We start from the raw sequence: 23003 nt of genomic DNA, 5'->3' as shown, positions 1-23003 counted from the left end.
CAAGGCCCCCGCCGGGGCCGGGCGTCGGGTGGCGTGGCGCCCGCCCGGCAGGCGGGCGGTATCCTGGGGTGTCCCCCCGTACCCGCGAGACCCCTGGAGCCCCGGCCGTGCGCATCGACCTGCACGCCCACTCCACGGCCTCCGACGGGACCGACACCCCCGCCGAGCTGGTCCGCAATGCGGCCGCCGCCGGGCTGGACGTGGTCGCGCTGACCGATCACGACACCGTCGGGGGATACGCCGAGGCCCTCGCCGCGGTGCCGCACGGGCTCACCCTCGTCACCGGCATGGAGCTGTCCTGCCGGCTCGACGGCATCGGGATGCACCTGCTCGCGTACCTCTTCGACCCCGAGGAGCCTGAGCTCGCCCGTGAGCGGGAGCTCGTCCGCGACGACCGCACCCCGCGCGCCCATGCCATGATCGGCAAGCTCCGGGAGCTCGGCGTCGACGTCACCTGGGAGCAGGTCTCCCGGATCGCCGGCGAAGGCTCCGTCGGGCGGCCGCACATCGCCACCGCGCTCGTCGAGCTGGGCGTCGTACCCACCGTGTCCGACGCGTTCACGCCGGACTGGCTCGCCGACGGCGGCCGCGCGTACGCCGAGAAGCACGAGCTGGATCCCTTCGAGGCCATCCGCCTCGTCAAGGCGGCCGGCGGGGTCACCGTGTTCGCGCACCCCGCAGCCGTCAAGCGCGGCCGGTGCGTACCCGAGTCCGCGATAGCCGAGCTCGCGTCCGCAGGCCTGGACGGGATCGAGGTGGACCACATGGACCACGACTCCGAGACGCGCGCGCGGCTGCGCGGCCTGGCCGGCGAGCTCGGACTCCTGGCGACCGGGTCCAGCGACTACCACGGCAGCCGCAAGACCTGCCGCCTCGGGGAGTACACGACCGACCCCGAGATCTACGGCGAGATCACGCGCCGCGCGACGGGAGCCTTCCCCGTTCCGGGCGCCGGCGGAGCGACCGGCGCGTAACCGCGCCCCGCCGCCCCTTCCTCTTCGTCACACCCCTCTCTCCTGCAAGGCATCACTGTGTTCGACTTCGCCGTCTTCGGATCCCTATTTCTCACGCTTTTTGTGATTATGGACCCCCCGGGGATCACGCCGATCTTCCTCGCCCTGACCTCCGGCCGCCCCGTCAAGGTGCAGCGCCGCATGGCCTGGCAGGCCGTCTGCGTGGCCTTCGGCGTCATCGCCGTCTTCGGTATCTGCGGCCAGCAGATCCTGGACTACCTGCACGTCTCCGTCCCCGCGCTGATGATCGCGGGCGGTCTGCTGCTCCTGCTCATCGCGCTCGACCTGCTCACCGGCAAGAACGACGAGCCCAAGCAGACCAAGGACGTGAACGTCGCCCTCGTCCCGCTCGGCATGCCGCTGCTCGCCGGTCCCGGTGCGATCGTGTCCGTCATCCTCGCCGTGCAGAAGGCGGACGGGGTCACCGGCCAGGTCTCGGTCTGGCTGGCGATCATCGCCATGCACGTCGTGCTGTGGCTCACGATGCGCTACTCGCTCGTGATCATCCGGGTCATCAAGGACGGCGGTGTCGTCCTCGTGACGCGGCTCGCGGGCATGATGCTCTCCGCGATCGCCGTCCAGCAGATCATCAACGGCGTGCTCCAGGTCGTGCACGGCGCCTGACCGGCTCCCGCGTACGCGAACGCCCCCGCACCGGATCGGTGCGGGGGCGTCTGCGTCTTGTGTGGATCGAGCGGAGCTGTCAGGAGGACGCACTCTCGGCCGGTCGGATCAGAATGCGCTGGCCTACGGCGGCCGCCTGCTGCACGATCCGGTTGACGGAGGCCGCGTCCACGACGGTGCTGTCCACGGCGGATCCGTCGACATCGTCCAGGCGCAGAATCTCGAAGCGCATGGGGCTTCTCCCTTCGTCAGTGTTCTCCTTGCACTGTTCCAACGAAGTGTAAGAGGCAAACATTCCCTACGCTAAGGAAATTTTTTCATTCGCTAACTAAACCTGGGGGTGGGCGTCCCAGAACGCGGCCAGCGCACCGGCCGTGACCTGCGGATTCTCTGCATTGGGGGAGTGCTCGGTACCCGGTACGACCACCCGCTCGGCGCCCAGTCGATGTGTCATGTCGTCCATCAGCGGGACCGGCCACGCGTAGTCCACCTCGCCGGACAGCACCAGCTTGGGCAGGTCCACGCGGCTCAGCCCGTCCACCCGGTCCGGCTCGGAGACCAGGATCCGGCCCGTGGCGATCAGCTGCTCGGGCACCGTGGCCAGCCACCGTCCGCGCAGGAACTCCGTGAGCTCGGGGGCGTCGGGCACCGCGTCCTCCGGATCGAAGGACCGCATCGCCGTCCATACGCCCGACATGTCTTCGCGCATCGCCTCCAGCGCGGCGACCAGCAGCTTCGTACGCTCCTGCTGGCCCTCGGAGATCGCGGCCGGGCCGCTGCTCATCAAGGTGAGCGAGGCGAAGGGCGCCGCATCGCGCAGTACGGCGGCCCGCGCGATCAGACCGCCCAGCGAATGGCCGACCAGGTGGACCGGCCCCCCGCCCAGCGCCGCGGCCTGGGCGAGGACGTCCAGCGCCAGCTCGTCCAGCGCGTACGCCGATTCCTCGCGCGGTCCGGGACTCTCGTGCTGCCCGCGCCCGTCGACCGCGACCACCCGGTACCCGGCGCCGGCCAGCGGCTCGAGGAGGCCGATGAAGTCCTCCTTGCTGCCCGTGAAACCGGGGACCAGCAGGGCGGTGCCGCGGACCGGCTCGCCGGCCTCGTGCACGGCGAACCCGCCGCGGGCGGTGGACAGGACGTGCGCGCGGGCACCGGACGGCAGTGTGAGGCGGGGCGGCTTGCTCATGGCCAGAGGTTACCGGCCCGTAGGGGCCTGTCCAGCCCGGGTACGCCGATGGCCCCGGCCTCCTCGGAAGGGGACCGGGGCCACCGGACGGCGGAACGGGGGATCAGGCCTCCGTGGTCTCCGCGACGGCCTTGCGGGTCCGCGTGCGCTTCGGCTTCGCCGGGGCCTCCTCGGCGGCCGGCGCGGCCGGAGCCTCGACGACGGCGGCGGCGGCCTTGCGGGTCCGGGTGCGCTTCGGCTTGACCGGAGCCTCCTCGGCCACCGCGGCGGCCTCGGCGACGACCGGAGCGGCCTCCGCGACCTTGCGGGTCCGGGTGGTGGCGGTGCGGCGGGCCTTGACCGGGGGCTCCACGGGCGGGGCCACCTGGAAGTCCGGCTCCGGGGCCGCGTCGACGGCCTTGCGGGTCCGGGTCCGGCGGGCCTTGACCACCGTCTCCGCGGCCGGAGCCTCGGCGATCGGGGTCACCTGGGCGAGGACGGGCTTCTGGGTCGGGACCCGGCGGGCCCTGACCGGCTCGGCCTTGACCGGCTCGGCCTTGACCGGCTCGGCCGGCGGGGCCTGCTGGAACTCCGGCTCCGCCACGACCGGCGCCTCGGCGACCTTGCGGGTCCGGGTCCGGCGGGCCTTGACCGGGGCCTCCTCGGCGGGAGCCTCGACGACCGGGGCCACCGGGGCGGCCTCGACGACGACGACCGGGGCGACCGGGGCCGCCTCGGCCACGGCAGCCGCAGCGGCGGCAGCCGTCGTCACGGAACGCGTCCGGCGGCGCCGCGGCTTGCGCGGCTCGTCGCCGGCCGGAGCCTCGGGGGCCTCCGCCTCGACCACGGGGGTGACGGCAGCGCCCTCGGCACCGAGCTCCGACCCGCCCCGCGTACGGCGGCGCTGGCGCGGGGTGCGCGTACGGGCGGCACGCTCCTCGACCGGGGCCGCGGCGGCGGCCGGACCGCGCTCACCGCGACCGCCACGGCCACCACGGCCGCCGGTCTCGCCCAGGTCTTCCAGGTCCTCGGCCTTCAGGCCGGCCCGCACGCGCTCGGCGCGCGGCAGGATGCCCTTGGTACCGGCCGGGATGTTCATTTCCTCGAACAGGTGCGGAGACGTGGAGTACGTCTCGACCGGGTCGTGGAAGTCCAGCTCCAGCGCCTTGTTGATCAGCTGCCAGCGCGGGATGTCGTCCCAGTCGACCAGGGTGACGGCGATGCCCTTGTTGCCCGCGCGGCCGGTACGGCCCACGCGGTGCAGGAAGGTCTTCTCGTCTTCCGGCGTCTGGTAGTTGATGACGTGGGTGACACCCTCGACATCGATGCCGCGCGCGGCGACGTCGGTGCACACCAGCACGTCGACCTTGCCGTTGCGGAACGCGCGCAGCGCCTGCTCGCGCGCGCCCTGGCCCAGGTCGCCGTGGACGGCGCCGGACGCGAAGCCGCGCTTCTCCAGCTGCTCGGCGATGTCGGCCGCCGTGCGCTTCGTACGGCAGAAGATCATGGCCAGCCCGCGGCCTTCGGCCTGCAGGATGCGGGAGACGAGCTCCGGCTTGTCCATGTTGTGCGCACGGAAGACGTGCTGCTTGATGTTGGCGACGGTCACGCCCTCGCCCTCGGGCGAGGTGGCGCGGATGTGCGTCGGCTGCGTCATGTACCGGCGGGCCAGGCCGATGACCGCGCCCGGCATGGTCGCCGAGAACAGCATCGTCTGGCGCTTGGCCGGCAGGTAGTTCATGATCTTCTCGACGTCGGGCAGGAAGCCCAGGTCGAGCATCTCGTCGGCCTCGTCCAGGACGAGGGCCTTGACGTGCGAGAGGTCGAGCTTGCGCTGACCGGCCAGGTCGAGCAGGCGGCCCGGGGTGCCGACGATCACGTCGACGCCCTTCTTGAGCGCCTCGACCTGGGGCTCGTACGCGCGGCCGCCGTATATGGCGAGGACGCGGACGTTGCGGACCTTGCCCGCGGTCAGCAGGTCGTTGGTGACCTGGGTGCACAGCTCGCGCGTCGGGACGACGACGAGGGCCTGCGGGGAGTCGGTGAGCTGCGCGGGCGTGGCCCGGCCGGCCTCGACGTCCGCGGGGACGACGACCCGCTCCAGCAGCGGAAGGCCGAAACCGAGCGTCTTGCCGGTTCCGGTCTTCGCCTGGCCGATGACGTCCGTGCCGGAAAGGGCGACGGGGAGGGTCATCTCCTGGATCGGGAAGGGGGACACAATGCCGACGGCCTCAAGGGCTTCGGCCGTCTCGGGAAAGATCCCGAGGTCTCGGAACGTAGTCAGGGTGCTGCCTCTTCTGTGAGACGCGGCGCGAGGCGGCGAGGGGGGTCGTACCGTGCCTGGCTTGCAGTACTGCGCCCTCCCAGGGTTCGGGAGAGCAATACGAAGCTGCGCGGGACCACTAGCCTTCGCTCAAGCGCTTGTGCCGCTGAGGGGGCCCCTCGTGGAGAGGCGGTACGCATGGACGTACGCATCACGCCGAGGGCGGTCGGGTGGAGCCGATCGGGCCACCGACCGGGCATCCTCATTCGGATGGCCCGCCGAGTATCCGGCAGGCGCATTACCACTGTACCCCGGAATCGCGCAGCTGTGTCGGGTGAATTCACCTGGTAGTCGCGTTTGGGCGGACCGACAGTGACCGGATGCGGTGCCTTGCAGGGCGTTCCGGCGGGCTATTGTGCGGAGCATGTCGACCGTTGAAAACGCATCGCCCTCCGACGACAGCACCGCCGCCGAGGCGAGCGGGATCGCTGCCCAGGACTGGGCGACCGCCTCCGCCTCGCCGCAGTACCGGGCCGCCGTCGTGGACCTGCTGGGCGCACTCGCGTACGGAGAGCTCGCGGCCTTCGAGCGCCTCGCGGAGGACGCGAAGCTCGCACCCACCCTCGACGACAAGGCCGAGCTCGCGAAGATGGCCTCCGCGGAGTTCCACCACTTCGAGCGGCTGCGCGACCGGCTGGCGGCGATCGACGCCGAGCCCACCGCCGCCATGGAGCCCTTCGCCAAGGGCGTCGACGACTTCCACCGCCAGACCGCTCCGTCGGACTGGCTGGAGGGCCTGGTCAAGGCCTACGTCGGCGACTCGATCGCCAGTGACTTCTACCGCGAGGTCGCCAGCCACCTCGACACCGACACGCGCGCCCTTGTCGTGAGCGTGCTGGACGACACCGGCCACGGCGGCTTCGCCGTCGAGAAGGTGCGGGCCGCCATCGAGGCCGACCCGCGCTGCGGCGGCCGGCTCGCGCTGTGGGCCCGCCGGCTGATGGGCGAGGCGCTCTCGCAGGCGCAGCGCGTGGTCGCCGAGCGCGACGCGCTGTCCACCATGCTGGTCGGCGGCGTGGACGGGATGGCGGCCGGCTTCGACCTGGCGGCCGTCGGCGAGATGTTCACACGGATCACCAAGGCGCACACGAAGCGGATGGCCGCACTGGGCCTCGCCGCCTGATCGTTCCGCCTGCTCGCCCCTCTCTGCTCGTACGTCGGCCCCGGCGCGGAATTCCGCGCCGGGGCCGACGTACGTGATCAGTCGGAGGGGTCCGAGGGGTCCGAGGGGTCCGAGGAGCCGGAGGGGTCCGAGGACCGGTCAGCCCTGCGACGGGAGCGAAAACGGAGTCCGGTGGGACGAGCGCCGGGGCCCCGCGCCGGGACGCAGCAGCAGCGACAGCACCACCGCGGACACCAGCACCGAGCCGACCAGGGTCGCGGTCAGTGTGTTGTGCCCCGGGCCGAGCGCGAACTGCGTCAGATAAGCGCCGAACAGCGCTCCCAGCGTCCCGCTGACCAGCACCATTCTCGGGGACGGCAGCCGCTGTGCGAGCACCCGCACGGCCACTCCGGCCAAGGCGAGGCCCAGGAGGGCAGAGCCGAGCGCTTCCATCAGCAGCATGTGGGCCTCCCGCAGGTCAGGGGCAAACCGGTTCACTGCGGTCCTACCCGAAGCGGAAGAAAGGGAAACGGCCCGGTGGAATCAACCACCGGGCCGTTCCACCCAGTTCTCGGACGCCGGTCGCGCTGCTTCAGAGCGCGCCGAAACCGACCTTGCGCACGCTCGGCTCGCCCAGGTCGACGTACGACAGGCGGTCGGCCGGCACCAGAACCTTGCGGCCCTTGTTGTCGGTGAGGCTCAGCAGCGGCTCCGAACCGGTCAGCGCGGCGGTGACGATGCGCTCCAGCTCCTCGGCGCTCAAGTCGCTCTCCAGCACGATCTCCCGGGGTGCGTGCTGCACGCCGATCTTGACCTCCACGGCTTTGTCCCTCCGATGGTCGGTTGTGCGCGATCAGCCGCGCCGTACCGGTCCACATTAGCCCGGAGAGGGGACGCGGATGCGGCGCTCCGGACACGCTCGCAGCGAACAGCGGCCGGTCAGGCCGGTCCCTGCCCGCCCTCCGTGCCGTGCAGCGGGAAACCGGCGATACCCCGCCAGGCCAGCGAGGTCAGCAGCCCCACCGCCGTGTCGCGGGCGACCGGGCTCTCGCTGGAGAGCCAGTACCGGGCCACGACCTGCGAGACCCCGCCCAGGCCCACGGCGAGCAGCATCGACTCGTCCTTGGACAGGCCGGTGTCCTCGGCGATCACGTCGGAGATGGCCTCGGCGCACTGCAGCGAGACGCGGTCCACGCGCTCGCGCACCGCCGGCTCGTTGGTGAGGTCGGACTCGAAGACCAGCCGGAACGCGCCGCCCTCGTCCTCCACGTACGCGAAATACGCGTCCATGGTCGCGGCCACGCGCAGCTTGTTGTCCGTCGTCGACGCGAGCGCCGTGCGCACGGCGAGCAGCAGGGCCTCGCAGTGCTGGTCCAGCAGCGCCAGGTAGAGGTCCAGCTTGCCCGGGAAGTGCTGGTACAGCACCGGCTTGCTGACTCCGGCACGCTCGGCGATGTCGTCCATCGCCGCCGCGTGGTAGCCCTGCGCGACGAAGACCTCCTGGGCCGCGCCCAAGAGCTGATTGCGTCGGGCTCGGCGCGGCAGTCGCGTGCCCCGGGGACGCGCTGCCTCCGTCTGCTCGATGGCTGTCACGCCGCCTCCCACTTTCTCTAAGAACACAGTGCGCTCTGCGCCGCGCCGCCATCGTACTTTTCGGTAACCGAATCTGGAGGGTCGAAGCCGAGTTTTCTCGCTGTACGGACCGCCCGGAGGCGCTGGTCAGCGGTGCTCGGCAGAGGTACCGCGCGGTAGCTTTGAGCTGGGGGTACCTCCCGGGCCGCCGGGCCCGGGGATGTCAGCGGTAGTCGTCCTCGTCCAGGGTCACCACCCGCGCCTGTTCGGCGGCGTCCCCGTCCGCAGCCTCGTCCCGGTCCACCCCGGTGACCGGGTCGTCGTCGTCGGGCTGCAACTCGGCCAGCTGCTCCGCCGCATCGGCCTCGGGCGCCTCCGCGTCGAGGGTTTCCCGGAATCGGTCCTGGAAGGTATCCGGCTCTGCGGGGTCGACGGTCATGTGGCTCCCCTTCTTCCCTCACCCCCCGTGGGCCTGCCCTACCTACGAGCCTAGGAGGATCGCGGATACCCCGCTACGCGGATCCCCATGCATCTGTGATGCCGAACACAAGAGTCCGGACGTGATCGTCTCGTAACATTGGCCGCATGTCTTCGACCGAGCTGCCGGGTGTGCGATCCACATCCGAGCCGTCCTCCCAGGTGGGAGCCGTCCACGTCGCCGAGGGGGAGCAGCTGCGCACCATCGTGCTGCCCGGACTGGAGCTCGCCGTCCGGTCCCGGCTCCCGCGGCGCACGGGTCTGCCCCCCGCGCTGTTCGTGCACGGACTCGGCGGTTCGTCGACGAATTGGTCGGACCTCATGGTGCAGCTGGAGGACACCGTCGACGGCGAGGCCCTCGACCTGCCCGGCTTCGGCTGGTCCCCGCCGCCCGCCGACCGCGACTACTCGGTCACGGCGCTGGCCCGCGCGGTCATCCGGCACCTCGACGCCGCCGACCGTGGCCCCGTGCACCTCTTCGGCAACTCCCTCGGCGGCGCCGTCTCCACCCGCGTCGCGGCGGTGCGGCCCGACCTGGTGTGCACGCTCACGCTGGTCTCGCCCGCGCTGCCCGAGCTGCGCGTGCAGAAGTCGGCCGTGCCGACCGCCCTGCTCGCCGTACCCGGAATGGCTTCCCTGTTCGGCCGGCTGACCCGCGGGCTGACCGCCGAGGAACGCACCCGCGGGGTGACGGACCTCTGTTACGGGGACCCCTCCCGGGTGACGCCGGAGGGCTTCGGGCACGCCGTCGCGGAGATGGAGCGGCGGATGGCACTGCCGTACTTCTGGGACGCGATGACCCGCTCCTCGCGCGGCATCGTCGACGCGTACACCCTCGGCGGGCAGCACGGGCTGTGGCGCCAGGCGCAGCGGGTGCTCGCCCCGACCCTGCTGGTCTACGGTGGCCGGGACCAACTGGTCTCGTACCGTATGGCGCAGAAGGCGGCGGCGTCCTTCCGGGGTTCGCGGCTGCTGAGCCTGCCCGAGGCCGGGCACGTGGCGATGATGGAGTACCCCGAGGTGGTGGCGAACGCCTTCCGGGAGCTGCTGCACGACACCGACCGAGATACCGAAGACGGCAGAGGCTGAGGACCGTGGGACGACATAGTCGCAAGGGGCCCGCTCCGGCCCCCGCCCCTGTCCGCCCGACACCGGCGGCGGAACCTGCGGCGGAGTTCCCGTACGGGGAGCCGCCGCCGTACGGGGAGCAGCCGCCGAATGCCGGGCACCCGCCGTATACGGAGTACCACCCTCCGTACCAGGAGCAGGCCCCGCACCAGGAGTACCGGGAGTACCAGGGCCACCAGGAGCACTTCCCGTACGAGGAGCAGTTCCCGTACGAGGAACCGCGCGGCGGCCACCCCGAGCAGCGCGAGCCCGGCGGAGCCTGGGGCGTGGGGCCCGACGCCGCCTACGGGGACTGGCGCGGCGTCCCGCGGGCGCGGCGTTCGGCCGCCGCCGTCATGGACAGCGATACGCCGGCCTTCGGTACGCCCGCGGTCGGCTTCCCGCAGGTGACCCTCCCGCAGCCCCCGGCCGACCCCCTCACCTCCACCGGCTCGCACGGCATGGTGCCGGGACCCCGTGCGCCGATGACCGCGGCCGCTGCGGCGCCGCCCGTGGCGCCCGCCGCGCCCTCCGAACCCCTCGCTCCCGCAGCACCGGCCGCTCCCGCCGATCCGGCCGATCCGGCCGAGGAGCAGCCCGGGTCCGGTCGCGGGCGGAAGGTCCGTGCGTATACCGGGATGGCCGCCGCAGCCGTAACCACCGTGCTCGCCGTCGTCGTGGCCGTGCAGATGGCCTCCGACGGCGACAGCGGCTCCTCGCCCACCGCCCGCGCCGCCGGCGACAACCCGAAGCGCGCCGAGCCCGGCCAGTCCCCGGCCTCCCGCTCCGACGGCCGGGCGACCCCCGCCGCGCCCGCCGCACCCGCGGTGGAGCTGTCGTACGAGCAGAAGATGACCCAGCAGTTCCCCATCGACGAGAAGCTGAAGGGACCCGGGACCTTCGACACCGTCCCCGGGGTGGCTCCGGCGCCCGGCAAGGGCAAGAAGATCCGCTACCGGGTCGACGTGGAGCAGGGGCTCGGCCTGGACGCGCAGCTGTTCGCCGAGGCCGTCCACCGCACCCTCAACGACGACCGCAGCTGGGGCCACGGCGGGACGAAGACCTTCGAGCGGGTGCCGGGCGGCGAGGCCGACTTCGTCATCACGCTGGCCAGCCCCGGCACCACCGGCGTGTGGTGCGCGAAGTCCGATCTGGACACCACCGTCGACAACGTGAGCTGTGACTCCGCGTCCACCGAGCGGGTCATGATCAACGCGTTCCGCTGGGCGCAGGGCTCGACGACGTACGGCGCGGACCAGATGTTCGCGTACCGGCAGATGCTCATCAACCACGAGGTCGGCCACCGGCTCGGGCACGGGCACGTGAACTGCCAGACCCCGGGCTCGCTCGCGCCGATCATGCAGCAGCAGACGAAGTCGCTCGACATCGGCGGCATCCAGTGCAAGCCCAACCCCTGGGTGTTCCCCGGGGGTTGACGGTCCACGGCGGCGCGCAGCCGCCGCAGCGGACCCGGACCCGGGCCCGCAGCCCCCGCGGGAGCGGGAGAGGCGCGAGAGGCCCGAGAGGTACGAGGGCCGTAGGCCCTTTGTAGCGCGCTCGAACGCGGGCCGCAGGCGAAAGTTACGACTCTTCACCCCTTCCGGTGGCACGACGGACAACCGTCCGTCGCGTCATCGGCATATCCGCTTGAGTTTCCCGCGGCGGGTCACCGGACGGACGGCGACCGCCTGAACGGGAGATCGGGGGTGCCACTCGTGCGGATCGGACTGCTCACGGAAGGTGGTTATCCGTATGCGACGGGAGAGGCGAGGCTCTGGTGCGACCGGCTGGTCCGCGGGCTGCCGCAGCACGAGTTCGAGCTCTACGCGCTGAGCCGCAGCGCCGAGCAGGAGGAGCGCGGCCGGGTCGTCCTGCCCGAGCACGTCACCCGCGTCTGGACCGCCCCGCTCTGGGCCCCGGCGGACGATGGCCGCACGTACTCCCGGCGTGAGCGCCGGCGCTTCGCCGAGTGCTTCAAGGACCTGGTCCGCGGGATCTGCGCGGGCGAGCCCGAACCGTTCGCCGCCGGCCTGTACGGGCTGGCCGAACTCGCCCGGGAACAGGGCGGGTTGTACGCGGCCCTGCGTTCCGAGACCGCGGTGCGCGCGGTGGAGTCCGCCTGCCGGGCCCCCGGGGCGCTGCGCTCCGTACAGCGCGCCCAGGTGGCCGACCTGCTCGACTTCGTCGACGAACTGGAGCGGCTGCTGCGGCCGTTGTCCCTCGACTGGTACGAGGACCTGCGCGAGGTCGACGTCTGCCACGCGGCCGCCGGCGGGGTGGCCGCGCTCCCCGGCCTGCTGGCCAAACGCTTCTTCGGGGTCCCGCTGCTGGTGACCGAGTACGGGGTCCAGCTGCGGGCCCACTATCTGGAGCACTCGGCGGACGCCGCCTCCGGGTCCGGCGGCCCCGGCGGCCCGGGAGCGGGCCGAGGTGCCCCCCGGCCCGCCGTCCGGGCCCTGCTCGCGGCCTTCCACATGCGGCTGGCCGCCGAGATCTACGCCCGGGCCGACCTCCTCACCCCCGGCAACGCGCACGCCCGGCGCTGGCAGGAGCGCTGCGGCGCCACCCGCGACCGGCTGCAGACGGTGTACCCCGGGATGGAGGCGGACCGATTCGCCACCGTCGGCGAGGACCCGGACTGCGGGGACCCGGACACCCTGGTCTGGGTCGGCCGGATAGAGCCCGCCAAGGACCTGATCGCGCTGCTGCACGCCTTCGCCGAGGTACGCAGGGCCGCTCCGGACACCCGGCTGCGGATCTTCGCGACCGCCGTGGTGCCCGGCTACCTCGCCGACTGCCGCTCGCTCGCCGCACAGCTCTTCCCCGACGAGGCCGCCGACGCCGTCACGGCCGGGGAGAACCCCGTCACCTTCGAGGAGATCGGCGGGCCCGAGGCCCCCACGCCGGCCCACGCGTACGGCTCCGGGCGGGTGGTCGTGCTGTCCTCGGTGATCGAGGGCTTCCCGATCACGCTGGCCGAGGCGATGCTCTGCGGCCGGGCCACCGTGTCCACCGACGTCGGCGCGGTGTGGGAGGTCATCGGCGGCACCGGCCTCGTCGTCCCGCCGCGCAACCCGCGGGCCCTGGCCGACGCCTGCCTGTCGCTGCTGCGGGACCCCGAGCGGGCCCTGCGGCTGGGAGCGGCCGCCAGGGCCCGGGCCCTGGAGCTGTTCACCGTCGAGCAGAACGTGGCCGCCTTCCGGGAGATCTACCTGCGGCTGCTGGCCCGCGGAGCGGCCCGGCCCGACGGCGGGACCCCCTTCGAGCAGCCCCCCGAGGCCCGGGTCCCGGGCCACTGGACGAGCCCCACCTGGGCGACTCCGGCCGCGGCTGGCGACCGGGCCCCGGCGGCCGGGACGGGCGCGCCGGATGCGGGTTCCGGTGCGGGTTCGGCCTCGGCTTCGGCTTCGGCCTCGGCTTCGGCGGCCGGCCCGGATCCGGCCCGGACCCCGACCACCACCACGACCACGACCACGACCACGGAGGCGACGGTATGACCCTGGACGAAGCCGCCCCCGTCGCCCCGGCCCCCCGCCGCAGGGCCGGCGGGGATCCCGTCAAGACGCTGCTGCACCGGCACCGGGCGCTGTGCGAGCGGGCCGTGGACCCGCTGGAGATCGCCGCCGGGCTGGAGGTGCAGGGCATCACCGACCGCACCGCCGCGCGCTTCCGGCACCGGGACGTGTTCTCGCTCGCCGAGGAGCTCTACGCCCGCACCCCGCGCGGGGACGAGCCGGCCGCGCCCCGCACCGTCCGCCCGTCCGACGCCCGGGCGTTACGCGGCTTCGGGTACGCCCTGCTCCCCGGGGCCCTCGCGCTCGGGGCGGCCGCCGCCGCGGTGCCGTACGCCGGGCCCGTCACCGTACTCGCCACCGTCGCCGCCCTGGTGTGGCCCGCCAGGCCCGGGCGGACCGGGCGCGCGGCTGCGGGCCGCTTCCCTTACGCCGCGCTCCTGCTCGCCGCGGCCGTCGTCGGCTGGGCCGTGCTGCGGCACGGCACCCCCCTCGGAGTCGGCCTCGCACTGGCCGCGGCCCCCGGCCACCTCGTCGGCGCCGTGTACGCCGCCCGCGCCCGGAGCCGGCTCGCCGGCAGCCGCGCCCTCGAGGACTTCGCCGACCGGGCCCGGCCGCTGCTGATCGCGGCCGCCCTGGCCTTCGCCGCGACCGCCGCGGGGGCGGCCGCGCTCGCCGGGACGCCGCCGGCCGTCGCCGTACCGCTCGCCGTGCTGCTCTTCCTGACCCGGCTGCTGCTCGCGCACGGCGCCCCGCGCGGGCCCGTCGCCGCGGCCCTGGCCCTCGCCCTGCTCCCGACCCCCCTGGCGGTGCCCGCCGCCGCGGCAGGGCTCCTCGTACACGCCGTCCTCGTGCTGTCCCGCGCGTCCGCGCACGCCCGGCCCTGAGCCGGCGCCTCCCTTCCCGCCGCCGCTCCGCCGCTCTTCGGAGCCGACGCCGAAGCGCCGTACCCCCCACCGGATCCCCGAACCCCGACCCCCTGCCCATCGACCAAGGAGACACAGGATGACCGGCCAGCCAACCAACCGAGGGGCCGTGCGATGAGGGTGCTGCTGATCGGAGCCAACGGATACCTCGGCCGCTACGTCGCCGACCGGCTGCTCGCCGACCCCGCCGTCCAGCTCACCGCGCTCGGCCGCGGCGACGACGCGGACGTCCGCTTCGACCTCGCCACCGGCAGCCCCGGCGCCCTCACCCGGTTCCTCGACGCCGTCCACCCGGGCGTCGTCATCAACTGCGCCGGCGCCACCCGCGGCGGGGCCCGGGAGCTGACCCGGCACAACACCGTCGCCGTGGCCACCATCTGCGAATCGCTGCGCCGCAGCGGCTGCGGGGCCCGCCTCGTCCAGCTGGGCTGCGCCGCCGAGTACGGCCCCAGCCAGCCCGGATCGTCCACGGCCGAGGACGCCGTGCCGAGACCTGGTGGCCCGTACGGCGTCAGCAAGCTCGCCGCCACCGAGCTGGTGCTCGGATCGGGGCTCGACGCGGTCGTCCTGCGGATCTTCTCGCCCGTCGGACCCGGCACCCCCGCCGGATCCCCGCTCGGCCGGCTCGCCGAGGCCATGCGGCGCGCCATGCAGAACGGCGACGGCGAGCTCAAGCTCAGCGGGCTCGGCGTCCAGCGCGACTTCGTGGACGTACGGGACGTGGCGCGGGCCGTGCACGCCGCCTCGCTCTCCGCCGCCCAGGGCGTCGTCAACATCGGCACCGGGCGCGCGGTCCGGCTGCGCGACGCGGCGGCGGTGCTGGCCCGGGTCGCCGGATACGGAGGAGCCCTGCACGAGCTGGACGTACCGCAGCAGGGGCAGCACGGGCAGGGGCACGGCCACGGACCCGGTCATGGTGCCGGGCACGGCGCCGGCCACGGGCACGGGCTGGGGCCCCAGGGCCGCTCGCCCGGGCTCGCCGCCATCGGCGCCCCGCGCTCCGAGGCGACGGCCGAGCAGCTCGCCGCCGGGGGCGCGGCGCCCGCGTACCCGTACCCCGACGGCTGCGGCGCCTGGCAGCAGGCCGATGTGCGCACGGCCCGGGACCGGCTCGGCTGGCGGCCCCGGATCAACCTGGAGGAGTCGCTCGCGGACATCTGGATGGAGGCGGCGTGCCGCATCTGACGACGGCAGCCACGGCGGCCGCCGCGACCGGGGCGGGCCGCCTCGGCCTCGGCGTCCCCGGCTACGCCCACCCGCTGCTCGCCCCCGTCGAATGGGCCGAGCTGACCCGGCCCGGGACCCCGCTGCACTGGACGGTGCTCAATGTCACGGACGGGCCGGGCGGCCGGCCGGACCCCCACTGCACGGAGGCCGCGGGCAAGCTCAGGGAGGCCGGCGGGACCGTGCTGGGCCATCTCGCGATGCGAGACGGTGCGCGGTCGTTCGGTGAGCTCGTCTCCGACGCCCACCGCTTCCTCGACTGGTACCGGGTGGGCGGCTTCTACCTGGCCGACGCCCCGGCGGACAAGGCCGAACTGGCCGAGGTGCGCCGGGTCGCCGACACCCTGCGCGGCCTCGGCGACGGCCTCCGCATCGTGCTGGGACACGGCACGCACCCGTACGAGGGCTACGCGGAGGCCGCCGACCAGCTGGTCACCTTCTCCGGGGCCTGGGCCGACTACCGCTGGTCGCAGGTGGCGGAGTGGACCGCCGAGTACCCGCCCGAGCGCTTCTGCCACCTGGTCCACGGGGTGCCGCGGACGCATCTGGAGGAGGCCGTCCGGATCGCCCGCTGGCTGGGCGCCGGCACGATCTGGTTCACCGACCGGGGAGGCGCCGCCGGGCGTGATCCGTGGGTCTCGATGCCCGCGTACTGGGACGAAATCGTCTCGCGGATCGGACCGGGTGTCTCGGAATGAAGAAGGGCGTGGCAGTGTTACGGGAAGAACCACCGTTACGACGTAACCATCTACGGAGTCCCCGTGTCGCTGCCACCCCTGGTCGAGCCAGCTGCTGAGCTCACCGTTGACGAGGTCCGTCGGTACTCCCGCCACCTGATCATCCCGGATGTCGGGATGGACGGCCAGAAGCGCCTGAAGAACGCCAAGGTGCTGGCCGTGGGCGCGGGCGGCCTCGGCTCCCCCGCCCTCATGTACCTGGCCGCGGCCGGTGTGGGCACGCTGGGCATCGTGGAGTTCGACGAGGTCGACGAGTCGAACCTGCAGCGCCAGATCATCCACAGCCAGGCCGACATCGGCCGGTCCAAGGCCGAGTCCGCCCGCGACAGCGTGCTGGGCATCAACCCGTACGTCAACGTGGTCCTTCACGAAGAGCGGCTCGAAGCCGAGAACGTGATGGAGATCTTCAGCCAGTACGACCTCATCGTCGACGGCACGGACAACTTCGCCACGCGCTACCTCGTCAACGACGCCTGCGTGCTGCTGAACAAGCCGTACGTATGGGGCTCGATCTACCGCTTCGACGGCCAGGCCTCGGTCTTCTGGTCCGAGCACGGGCCGTGCTACCGCTGCCTGTACCCGGAGCCCCCGCCGCCGGGCATGGTCCCGAGCTGCGCCGAGGGCGGCGTGCTGGGCGTGCTCTGCGCGTCCATCGGCTCCATCCAGGTGACGGAGGCCATCAAGGTCCTCACCGGCGTCGGCGAGCCGCTGGTCGGCCGCCTGATGATCTACGACGCCCTGGAGATGCAGTACCGCCAGGTCAAGGTCCGCAAGGACCCCGACTGCGCGGTGTGCGGTCCGAACGCGACCGTCACCGAGCTCATCGACTACGAGGCCTTCTGCGGCGTCGTGTCGGAGGAGGCGCAGGAGGCGGCGCTCGGCTCCACGATCACTCCGAAGCAGCTCAAGGAGTGGATCGACAACGACGAGTCGATCGAGATCATCGACGTCCGCGAGATCAACGAGTACGAGATCGTCTCGATCCCCGGCGCGAAGCTGATCCCCAAGGGCGAGTTCCTGATGGGCACCGCCCTCCAGGACCTCCCGCAGGACAAGCGCATCGTCTTGCACTGCAAGACGGGTGTCCGCAGTGCGGAAGTCCTTGCGGTCCTGAAGTCCGCGGGCTTCGCGGACGCGGTCCACGTCGGCGGCGGCGTGATCGGCTGGGTCCACCAGATCGAGCCCGAGAAGCCGGTCTACTAGGCAGTCGCGGAAGGGGCCGTACCCGGGAGCCGGGTACGGCCCCTTCTGCGTTCCTACGCAGGAGTGCAGACGGTGTTGCCGGGGGGCACCTTCCCGTCCAGCAGGTAGGAGTTCACCGCCTGCTGTACGCACTTGTCGCCGCTGTTGTACGCGCCGTGCCCCTCGCCCTTGTACGTGAGCTCCACGCCGACGCCGGAGCCGAGCCGCTCCACCATCTTGTGGGCGCCCTCGTAGGGGGTGGCCGGGTCGCCGGTGTTGCCGATCACCAGGATGGGCGCGGAGCCGGGGGCGGAGACGTCCGGGGTCTCCCAGGCGCCCGGGACCGGCCAGTCGGTGCAGCTCATCAGGGCCCAGCCGAGGAAGTCCCCGAAGACGGGGGACGCGGCGCGGAAGGAGGGCAGCTTCGCCTTCGTCTGCTCGAGCGTGAACCGGTCCTTGAAGTCGGCGCAGTTGATCGCCGTGTTGGCGGCGCCGATGTTGCTGTAGTGCCCCTGCTGGTCACGGCCGTTGAGCGAGTCGGACAACGCCATCAGCAGCTGCCCCTGCCCGCCGTCGGCCTCGTCCAGCCCCTGCTCCAGCAGCGGCCACAGCTCCTTGGAGTACAGGGCCTGCGCGATGCCGTTGGTCGCGGCGGAGTCGGTGAGCATCCGGCTGCCGATGCCGGGGATGGGCTTGTCGGCCAGGCTCTTCTGCAGCTTGATGATGTTGTCCTCGATCTCCTTGGCGGTGCTGCCCTGGAGCCGGCACTCGTCGCCGCGGTTCACGCAGTCCTGCGCGAAGTTGCCGAGGGCCAGCTGGAACCCCTTGGCCTGGCCGAGCGCCCCCTCCTCGGAGGTGTTCGTCGGGTCCACGACGGCGTCGAAGACGGCCCGGCCGACGTTCTTCGGGAAGAGGTGGGCGTAGACCCCGCCGAGCTCGGTGCCGTAGGAGATCCCGAAGTAGTTCAGCTTCTCGTCGCCGAGGGCCTGGCGGATCCGGTCGAGGTCGCGGGCGGCGTTCTCGGTGCCGACGTACGGCAGCAGGTGGCCGGAGTTGTCCTTGCAAGCCTGCTGGTACTTGTCGATGTTGCCGACGAAGGCCTTCTCCTCGGCCGGTGTCTCGGGACTCGAGTCCTGGGCGTAGTAGGCATCGAGCTCCTTGTCGTCCTCGCACCGGACGGGGGCGCTGCGGCCGACGCCGCGCGGGTCGAAGCTCACGAGGTCGTACCGCGAGCGGAGGGCCTCGTACTCCTTGGCGGCGCCGGGCAGCGTACTGATCCCGGACCCCCCGGGCCCGCCGAAGTTGAACACGAGCGACCCGAGCCGCTTGTCCTTGTCCCGGGCCTTGGCGCGGATCAGCGCGAGCGGAATGGTCTCGCCCTCGGGCTTGGCGTAGTCGAGGGGCACGTGGAGCGTGGCGCACTCCCAGTCCTTGGGCGGCGCCTGCCCCCCGCCTTCGGCGACGGTGGGCGCCTCGCACTCCCCCCACTTGAGCGGCGCGGCCCCCTTGGTCCCGCCGGCCTTCGGCGTCTTCTCCGCACCGCTGTCGGAACACCCGCCGACCCCGGCCAGCCCAACGGCGACAACAACGGCAACGGCACCCCGCACCAGGTTTCGACCCATGCCCCCATCCTGCGTTCCCCTCCGACCCCCCGCCCCCGCGCTGACCCATTCGGGTGGCTTGAAGATGGATAGAGCGAGATGTCGTGAGCAAGGGAGTGTCATTCCGCGCGGGAGACGAGAATCTGTCGAGTGGTTATATTGATTCGCTTAACTCTGACCGATACGGAGTCTCCGATTTGCGGTCCAATTGGATCTGATTCCGTAGCCGATTCCTCCAGTAGTCCGGTGAATCCTTCGCGGATTTCTACAAAGGACCCGATTGGGGTGATCCTTGAGACGATGCCGATTGTCTCTGCGTTGATTTTTGCTACGGCGAAAGCTGCCAGGGGGTCGGGTGTTAGTCCTTTCAGGGAGAGTGAGATCTGTTGGGCAAATGGGTCGACACTCAAAACGATTGCAGTGACGGTTTGACCCACCTGTGCAATTTGAGAAGGGTGGGTGACGGGGGTCCAGGAAAGGTTTGCGGCGGTGACGACTCCCACGTCGCCGTCAAGGTCGACGAAGAGGCCGAAACTTGCAACCTCGGAAACCGTTCCGCGGCACACATCACCAGGCTTCCAGCGCTCTCCCCAGTTAGCGTTCAAAGCAATTCCCTTCGACTCCGCAGGTTGTTGTAGCCACCCATTTACCAAGTATATCCATTGTGGTAGTTTATCCATCGGGGGGTTCCATCGATGAATGAATTAAAGAGAGGGATTTTCTCTCTGGGGATTATCCACTGAAATTCACCGTCCTTGTTGTCGTGTGTCCGCCTGTATGGCGGCGTGTGGCTCTCGGGGAAAGCCTCCCTGAATCCCGGCTTCATGACATACTCGTGATATCCGTCCTCGAAAATTCCCTGGATTGCATATTGCTGGGCCACTTCTTCCGTCTCTCCCAGGTAGGCGTTTCCCGCGCCGCCTATTTCAGTGTCCGGGTGGAGCGTGGGGTCGAGCCCGTTAGCCTCTAGATGTTTTGCGCCGGGATGAGCCGATCGAGCAGCCGGGCTCCGGCGACGCGCCGGTACGTCCATTCCCGCGAGGCATCACCCCGCGCCACGGCGAACCGGGACAGCGCCTCCTCGTCGGAGAACGCGCAGATCCAGTCCAGGCCGCCGAGTTCGGCCGTCCACAGGCCGCCCTGCTCGTCCAGCGGCACGAGCGCCGCCCGGCTGCGGAAGTCCGCCAGCCGTTCCAGTACCGCAGCGCGGGCCGACTCGAAAGGATCGGCGACGGGTTCGTGCACCCGCCCCGCGGCCTCCGTCCGCAGTCGGCCCCACTCCTCGTCGAACCCCATTCCGACACCCCCCACACCGTTTGCAATCGAACGCAATTCCGGGGGGTGTTCGAGTGGGATCCGACTTTGCGCCTTGGCCGGCGCACACTTTGAGACGGCGTCAGGGCCGGGAACGGGTTTCCCGAGCCGTCGCGGCCGCGGTCGTAGACCCCGCGGCCGCGAGGGTTCGTGGAGTTAGATGGCTTCCTTGCGGGTCAGGTAGTTGAACGAGATCCAACCCGGCAGCACCGGCAGCCAGAACGTCATCAGGCGGAACAGCAGCACCGCCGAGATGGCGACCTCCTTGTCCAGCCCGGCCGCGATCAGGCCCAGCGTCAGCGTCGTCTCCACCGCGCCGATGCCGCCCGGCGTCGGCGCCGCCGAGCCCAGGGCGTTGCCCGCCAGGAAGACCACCGCGATGCTCGCGTAGCTGAGGGCCTGGCCGCCCCCGAACGCCCGGATCGACGCGTCCAGGCACATCACGAAGCAGCCGGTCAGCAGCAGCATGCCGCCGATGCCCGTCATGAGCTTCTGCGGCCGCTGGAGCACGTCCAGCATGCGCGGCACGACACCCGCGAACAGCGCCCGCACCCGCGTCGCCACGAACTTCCGCAGGAACGGCACCGCCGTCACCACCAGCACCAGCACCGCCACCGTCAGCAGACCCGCGATGACCGTCCGGGACGGGGTCATCTCCGGGGTCTTCTCGGTGCCCGTCAGGTAGCCGAAGGCCAGCAGCAGCAGGACGTGGCTCGCCAGCCCGAACAGCTGCGAGGCACCCACGCTGGCCACCGCCAGCCCCGGCCGGATCCCGGCCCGCTGCAGGAACCGCGTGTTCAGCGCGACACCGCCGACCGCCGCCGGCGCCACCAGCTTCACGAACGACCCCGCCACCTGCGCGACCACCGTCCGCAGGAACGGCACCCGCTCCGGTACGAAGCCCAGCAGGCTCATCGCCGCCGCGAAGTAGGTCAGCGCCGAGAAGGCCAGCGCCGCCCCCACCCAGCCCCACTGCGCCTGGCCGACGATCGTCGCGAAGTCCACGTGCGCCAGCTGCGTGAGCAGGAAGTACGCACCGAACGCACCCGCGATGAACGACACCAGCGTGCGCGGCCGGATCCGCTCCAGCCGGGCCGGCTCCACCGGCGCCTGCGGGCGGATCAGCAGCACCTGCTGGCGGATCTGGCTCAGCAGGTCCTCCTCGCGGGCCCCGTCGAGCGCGTCGTCCAGTGCCTTCTTCTCGGCCTTCCTCTCCGCGGCCGTGGCCGCCGCCGACTTGGCTCCGGCCTTGCCGCCCGGCTTGCCGGCCTTGTCCGGCTTCGCTTCCTCCACAGCCGCCTCGCGCGCGGCCTTCGCCGCCCGCGAGGACTCCAGTACGGCCTCCCGCTGCCGGTCGGCCCGCTCCCGGGCCAGCCTGCGCAGCGTCGCCCGGGTGGAGCGGCTCAGCGCGATCGGCTGGAGGAGCGGCAGGCAGTCCGCCACCGCGTCCGGGCCGAGCACCGACAGCGCCGAGGCGACCGCGCGCTCCGCGCCGATCCGCAGGCCGAGCGTGGTCAGCAGCTGAGCGATGTCCATCCGCAGCACCAGGTCGCCGGCCGCGATCTCGCCGCCGCGCAGGTCGGTCAGGACGACATTGCCGGAACGATCCACCACGAGCGCGTCGCCGGTGAGCCGCCGGTGCGCGATCCGCCGCGACTGGAGCGCCCGTACCTGCTTCCACGTGCTGCGGGTCAGGTCGTCGGTGATCTCCTCGTCGGCGAGCGCGTCGAGGGGCCGGCCGTCCAGGTGCTCGTACACGAGCATCACGGCGTCCGGGCCGAGCTCGGAGGTGGCGATCAGCTTCGGTGCGTTGGCCCCGGCCGCGATGGCCGCGTACGCGAGCAGCGCCTCCTGCTCCAGCGCCTGGCGCAGCGACTGCAGGCTGCGCCGCGTCGTGATGCCGCGCAGGGTGAGCCGGCGCCAGACCCGGTAGAAGAACCCGTGCGCCTGCTGCTCGCGGTCGACGACGGTGACGTCGAGCGGCGGGCCGTCCTCCAGCGTGACGTGGTACCGGCGGCCCCGGTCGCTGACCTCCGAGGCGTCGGCGCCGTCGGGGAGCTCCGCGCGCATGGCGCTGACCGGCTTGAAGCCGACCCGGCGCAGGCCGGCGAGGAGGGTCTGCCCGGTGGGGCGGACGTTCGGCGAGCCGACGGCGTACAGGGTCCCGTACGCGACGCTCCAGCCGATCAGCACGGTCAGGATGATCGAGAACGGGGTGGTGTACCCGCTCACCAGCATCGCGAAGGCATCGAGCAGCAGCACCACCCACAGCGCGACCCGCCAGCGCGGCCTGCGGGTCATGCCGACGGCGGTCATGTACGCGATGACGGGCGCGAGGTAGCCGTGCACCGGGTCGGTGAGGGGGCCGCCGGCGCTGGTGGGACGGGTGAGGGCGTCCTGAATGGTGTCGGAGGCGGCCTGGGAGACCCACAGGTCCGTGGCCAGGGTCACGCCGTGCGCGAGGACGGCGGCGAGCACGCCGTCGGCGATGCGCAGCCCGTCGCGCTTGATCAGCCGCTCGATGGCGAAGGCGACGGGTACGAGCAGCACGGCGATGCTGGACACCAGCCCGGCGACCTTGATCAGCAGATCGGGCGCGGCGCCGGTGCCTTGGGAGATGTCGGCCTCGAGGCCGGCGGTGGTGCGGTGTGCGAAGGCGGCGATGCCGAGGACGACGGCGATGCCGAGGACGCCGACGAGGAGGCGTACGAGGTCGGACGGACGGTGGACGCGGGCGGCGAGCAGCGGCTCGTCGACCTCGACCTGGTCGGCGGACGCGGAGGCGCGCCCGTGCGGCCCCTCGGAGTCGGCCGCGTCGGGCTGGTCCCCGGCTCCGGCCTCGGCCCCGGCTCCGGCCCCGGCCCCCGCTCCGGAACTGGCCCGCGCGCGGGGACCGGGTTCGGGTGCGGCCCCTGCCCCTGCCCCGGGCTCGGGCTCGGGTGCGGCCCGGCCGGCGAGCTCGTCGGGGAGCTTCCCGGGACGCGGGTCTGGGCGCGCGCCGTCGTCCTCAGCCGCGCCGTCCGGAGGGCTCACACCCTGCTCCTTCGTCGTCACATCCGTCTCTTCTTGATCACGTATCACCAGTCACCGCCCGGAAGATGGTGGCACGGACCGACCGGCGGGC

The 23003-nt window shown here is 72.2% G+C and carries 21 protein-coding genes; 10 read left to right on the top strand and 11 right to left on the bottom strand.

All coding sequences use genetic code 11. The features are described from left to right. The first annotated feature begins 107 nt into the window (after positions 1–107). Entirely contained in the window at positions 108–974 is an 867-nt protein-coding gene (locus OG299_RS14740) for a PHP domain-containing protein (protein WP_266625756.1), read from the top strand. A 57-nt stretch (positions 975–1031) separates the two neighbouring features. Continuing rightward, positions 1032–1637 carry a MarC family protein gene (locus tag OG299_RS14735; RefSeq protein ID WP_266625755.1) on the top strand — a complete coding sequence of 202 codons (606 nt, stop codon included), beginning with the start codon at positions 1032–1034 and terminating at the stop codon, positions 1635–1637. Between the two features lie 79 nt (positions 1638–1716). Here the strand turns inward: OG299_RS14735 and OG299_RS14730 are convergent, their stop codons facing one another. The 3 genes from OG299_RS14730 to OG299_RS14720 all read right to left on the bottom strand — a co-directional run bounded on the left by OG299_RS14730 (position 1717) and on the right by OG299_RS14720 (position 4996). Next, entirely contained in the window at positions 1717–1869 is a 153-nt protein-coding gene (locus OG299_RS14730; protein WP_166663124.1) for a DUF8834 family protein, read from the bottom strand. A 96-nt stretch (positions 1870–1965) separates the two neighbouring features. Then, entirely contained in the window at positions 1966–2823 is an 858-nt protein-coding gene (locus tag OG299_RS14725) for an alpha/beta fold hydrolase (protein ID WP_266625752.1), read from the bottom strand. Between the two features lie 103 nt (positions 2824–2926). Further along, on the bottom strand, positions 2927–4996 hold the full coding sequence (locus tag OG299_RS14720; RefSeq protein WP_327361717.1) for a DEAD/DEAH box helicase: 2070 nt from the start codon (positions 4994–4996) through the stop codon (positions 2927–2929). Between the two features lie 493 nt (positions 4997–5489). Here OG299_RS14720 and OG299_RS14715 point away from each other — a divergent pair, with 493 nt between their 5' ends. Beyond that, positions 5490–6248 carry a ferritin-like fold-containing protein gene (locus tag OG299_RS14715; protein WP_266625748.1) on the top strand — a complete coding sequence of 253 codons (759 nt, stop codon included), beginning with the start codon at positions 5490–5492 and terminating at the stop codon, positions 6246–6248. Between the two features lie 138 nt (positions 6249–6386). On the opposite strand, the gene OG299_RS14710 is transcribed toward OG299_RS14715, so the two are convergent. From OG299_RS14710 to OG299_RS14695, 4 genes are all read right to left on the bottom strand, one after another. Beyond that, entirely contained in the window at positions 6387–6689 is a 303-nt protein-coding gene (locus OG299_RS14710) for a hypothetical protein (protein ID WP_266625746.1), read from the bottom strand. Between the two features lie 130 nt (positions 6690–6819). After that, positions 6820–7047 carry a DUF3107 domain-containing protein gene (locus OG299_RS14705; protein ID WP_030153467.1) on the bottom strand — a complete coding sequence of 76 codons (228 nt, stop codon included), beginning with the start codon at positions 7045–7047 and terminating at the stop codon, positions 6820–6822. Positions 7048–7166: 119 nt separating this feature from the next. Further along, positions 7167–7820, bottom strand: coding sequence for a TetR/AcrR family transcriptional regulator (locus OG299_RS14700; protein ID WP_266625743.1), 654 nt, complete (start codon positions 7818–7820; stop codon positions 7167–7169). 202 nt (positions 7821–8022) lie between these two features. Then, positions 8023–8238 (bottom strand): hypothetical protein, encoded by a 216-nt coding sequence (locus tag OG299_RS14695; protein ID WP_327361716.1) that lies wholly within the window; start codon positions 8236–8238, stop codon positions 8023–8025. A 146-nt stretch (positions 8239–8384) separates the two neighbouring features. Here OG299_RS14695 and OG299_RS14690 point away from each other — a divergent pair, with 146 nt between their 5' ends. The 7 genes from OG299_RS14690 (at position 8385) to moeZ (ending at position 16985) form a co-directional block, all read left to right on the top strand. Next, positions 8385–9365, top strand: coding sequence for an alpha/beta fold hydrolase (locus tag OG299_RS14690; RefSeq protein ID WP_327361715.1), 981 nt, complete (start codon positions 8385–8387; stop codon positions 9363–9365). Between the two features lie 5 nt (positions 9366–9370). After that, on the top strand, positions 9371–10819 hold the full coding sequence (locus OG299_RS14685) for a DUF3152 domain-containing protein (protein ID WP_327361714.1): 1449 nt from the start codon (positions 9371–9373) through the stop codon (positions 10817–10819). A 279-nt stretch (positions 10820–11098) separates the two neighbouring features. Beyond that, complete coding sequence (locus tag OG299_RS14680; protein ID WP_327361713.1) at positions 11099–12880, top strand: DUF3492 domain-containing protein; 1782 nt, start codon at positions 11099–11101, stop codon at positions 12878–12880. Next, complete coding sequence (locus tag OG299_RS14675) at positions 12877–13782, top strand: hypothetical protein (protein WP_327361712.1); 906 nt, start codon at positions 12877–12879, stop codon at positions 13780–13782. The genes OG299_RS14680 and OG299_RS14675 overlap by 4 nt, the downstream gene beginning before the upstream one ends. 153 nt (positions 13783–13935) lie before the next feature. Further along, on the top strand, positions 13936–15006 hold the full coding sequence (locus OG299_RS14670) for an SDR family oxidoreductase (RefSeq protein WP_136225331.1): 1071 nt from the start codon (positions 13936–13938) through the stop codon (positions 15004–15006). Further along, the gene (locus tag OG299_RS14665) at positions 14994–15743 is read left to right on the top strand and encodes a spherulation-specific family 4 protein (RefSeq protein ID WP_266625731.1); all 750 of its coding nucleotides are present in this window, start codon (positions 14994–14996) and stop codon (positions 15741–15743) included. The genes OG299_RS14670 and OG299_RS14665 overlap by 13 nt, the downstream gene beginning before the upstream one ends. A 63-nt stretch (positions 15744–15806) precedes the next feature. Further along, positions 15807–16985 carry an adenylyltransferase/sulfurtransferase MoeZ gene (gene moeZ, locus OG299_RS14660; RefSeq protein WP_266625729.1) on the top strand — a complete coding sequence of 393 codons (1179 nt, stop codon included), beginning with the start codon at positions 15807–15809 and terminating at the stop codon, positions 16983–16985. Between the two features lie 53 nt (positions 16986–17038). On the opposite strand, the gene OG299_RS14655 is transcribed toward moeZ, so the two are convergent. From OG299_RS14655 to OG299_RS14640, 4 genes are all read right to left on the bottom strand, one after another. After that, a complete protein-coding gene (locus OG299_RS14655; RefSeq protein WP_327361711.1) occupies positions 17039–18586 on the bottom strand; it encodes an alpha/beta hydrolase in 1548 nt (515 codons plus the stop codon). A gap of 98 nt (positions 18587–18684) precedes the next feature. Beyond that, complete coding sequence (locus tag OG299_RS14650; RefSeq protein ID WP_327361710.1) at positions 18685–19245, bottom strand: S1 RNA-binding domain-containing protein; 561 nt, start codon at positions 19243–19245, stop codon at positions 18685–18687. Between the two features lie 286 nt (positions 19246–19531). Continuing rightward, positions 19532–19861: a hypothetical protein gene (locus OG299_RS14645; RefSeq protein WP_327361709.1), complete on the bottom strand. Its 330-nt coding sequence runs from the start codon at positions 19859–19861 to the stop codon at positions 19532–19534. 174 nt (positions 19862–20035) lie between these two features. Then, positions 20036–22960: a lysylphosphatidylglycerol synthase transmembrane domain-containing protein gene (locus OG299_RS14640; RefSeq protein WP_327361708.1), complete on the bottom strand. Its 2925-nt coding sequence runs from the start codon at positions 22958–22960 to the stop codon at positions 20036–20038. Between the last annotated feature and the right edge of the window lie 43 nt (positions 22961–23003).

The sequence above is a fragment of the Streptomyces sp. NBC_01296 genome, from assembly GCF_035984415.1.
Classification (GTDB): domain Bacteria; phylum Actinomycetota; class Actinomycetes; order Streptomycetales; family Streptomycetaceae; genus Streptomyces.
This window is presented reverse-complemented; position numbering and strand designations above follow the sequence as displayed.

Bases quoted from the DNA above. Each gene is read 5' to 3' on its own strand.
- OG299_RS14725 (WP_266625752.1), bottom strand. From the start codon at position 2,823: ATGAGCAAGCCGCCCCGCCTCACACTGCCGTCCGGTGCCCGCGCGCAC.
- OG299_RS14710 (WP_266625746.1), bottom strand. From the start codon at position 6,689: ATGCTGCTGATGGAAGCGCTCGGCTCTGCCCTCCTGGGCCTCGCCTTG.
- OG299_RS14675 (WP_327361712.1), top strand. From the start codon at position 12,877: ATGACCCTGGACGAAGCCGCCCCCGTCGCCCCGGCCCCCCGCCGCAGG.
- OG299_RS14650 (WP_327361710.1), bottom strand. From the start codon at position 19,245: ATGGATAAACTACCACAATGGATATACTTGGTAAATGGGTGGCTACAA.
- OG299_RS14730 (WP_166663124.1), bottom strand. From the start codon at position 1,869: ATGCGCTTCGAGATTCTGCGCCTGGACGATGTCGACGGATCCGCCGTG.
- OG299_RS14715 (WP_266625748.1), top strand. From the start codon at position 5,490: ATGTCGACCGTTGAAAACGCATCGCCCTCCGACGACAGCACCGCCGCC.
- OG299_RS14655 (WP_327361711.1), bottom strand. From the start codon at position 18,586: ATGGGTCGAAACCTGGTGCGGGGTGCCGTTGCCGTTGTTGTCGCCGTT.
- OG299_RS14645 (WP_327361709.1), bottom strand. From the start codon at position 19,861: ATGGGGTTCGACGAGGAGTGGGGCCGACTGCGGACGGAGGCCGCGGGG.
- OG299_RS14690 (WP_327361715.1), top strand. From the start codon at position 8,385: ATGTCTTCGACCGAGCTGCCGGGTGTGCGATCCACATCCGAGCCGTCC.
- OG299_RS14695 (WP_327361716.1), bottom strand. From the start codon at position 8,238: ATGACCGTCGACCCCGCAGAGCCGGATACCTTCCAGGACCGATTCCGG.
- OG299_RS14670 (WP_136225331.1), top strand. From the start codon at position 13,936: ATGAGGGTGCTGCTGATCGGAGCCAACGGATACCTCGGCCGCTACGTC.
- OG299_RS14720 (WP_327361717.1), bottom strand. From the start codon at position 4,996: ATGACCCTCCCCGTCGCCCTTTCCGGCACGGACGTCATCGGCCAGGCG.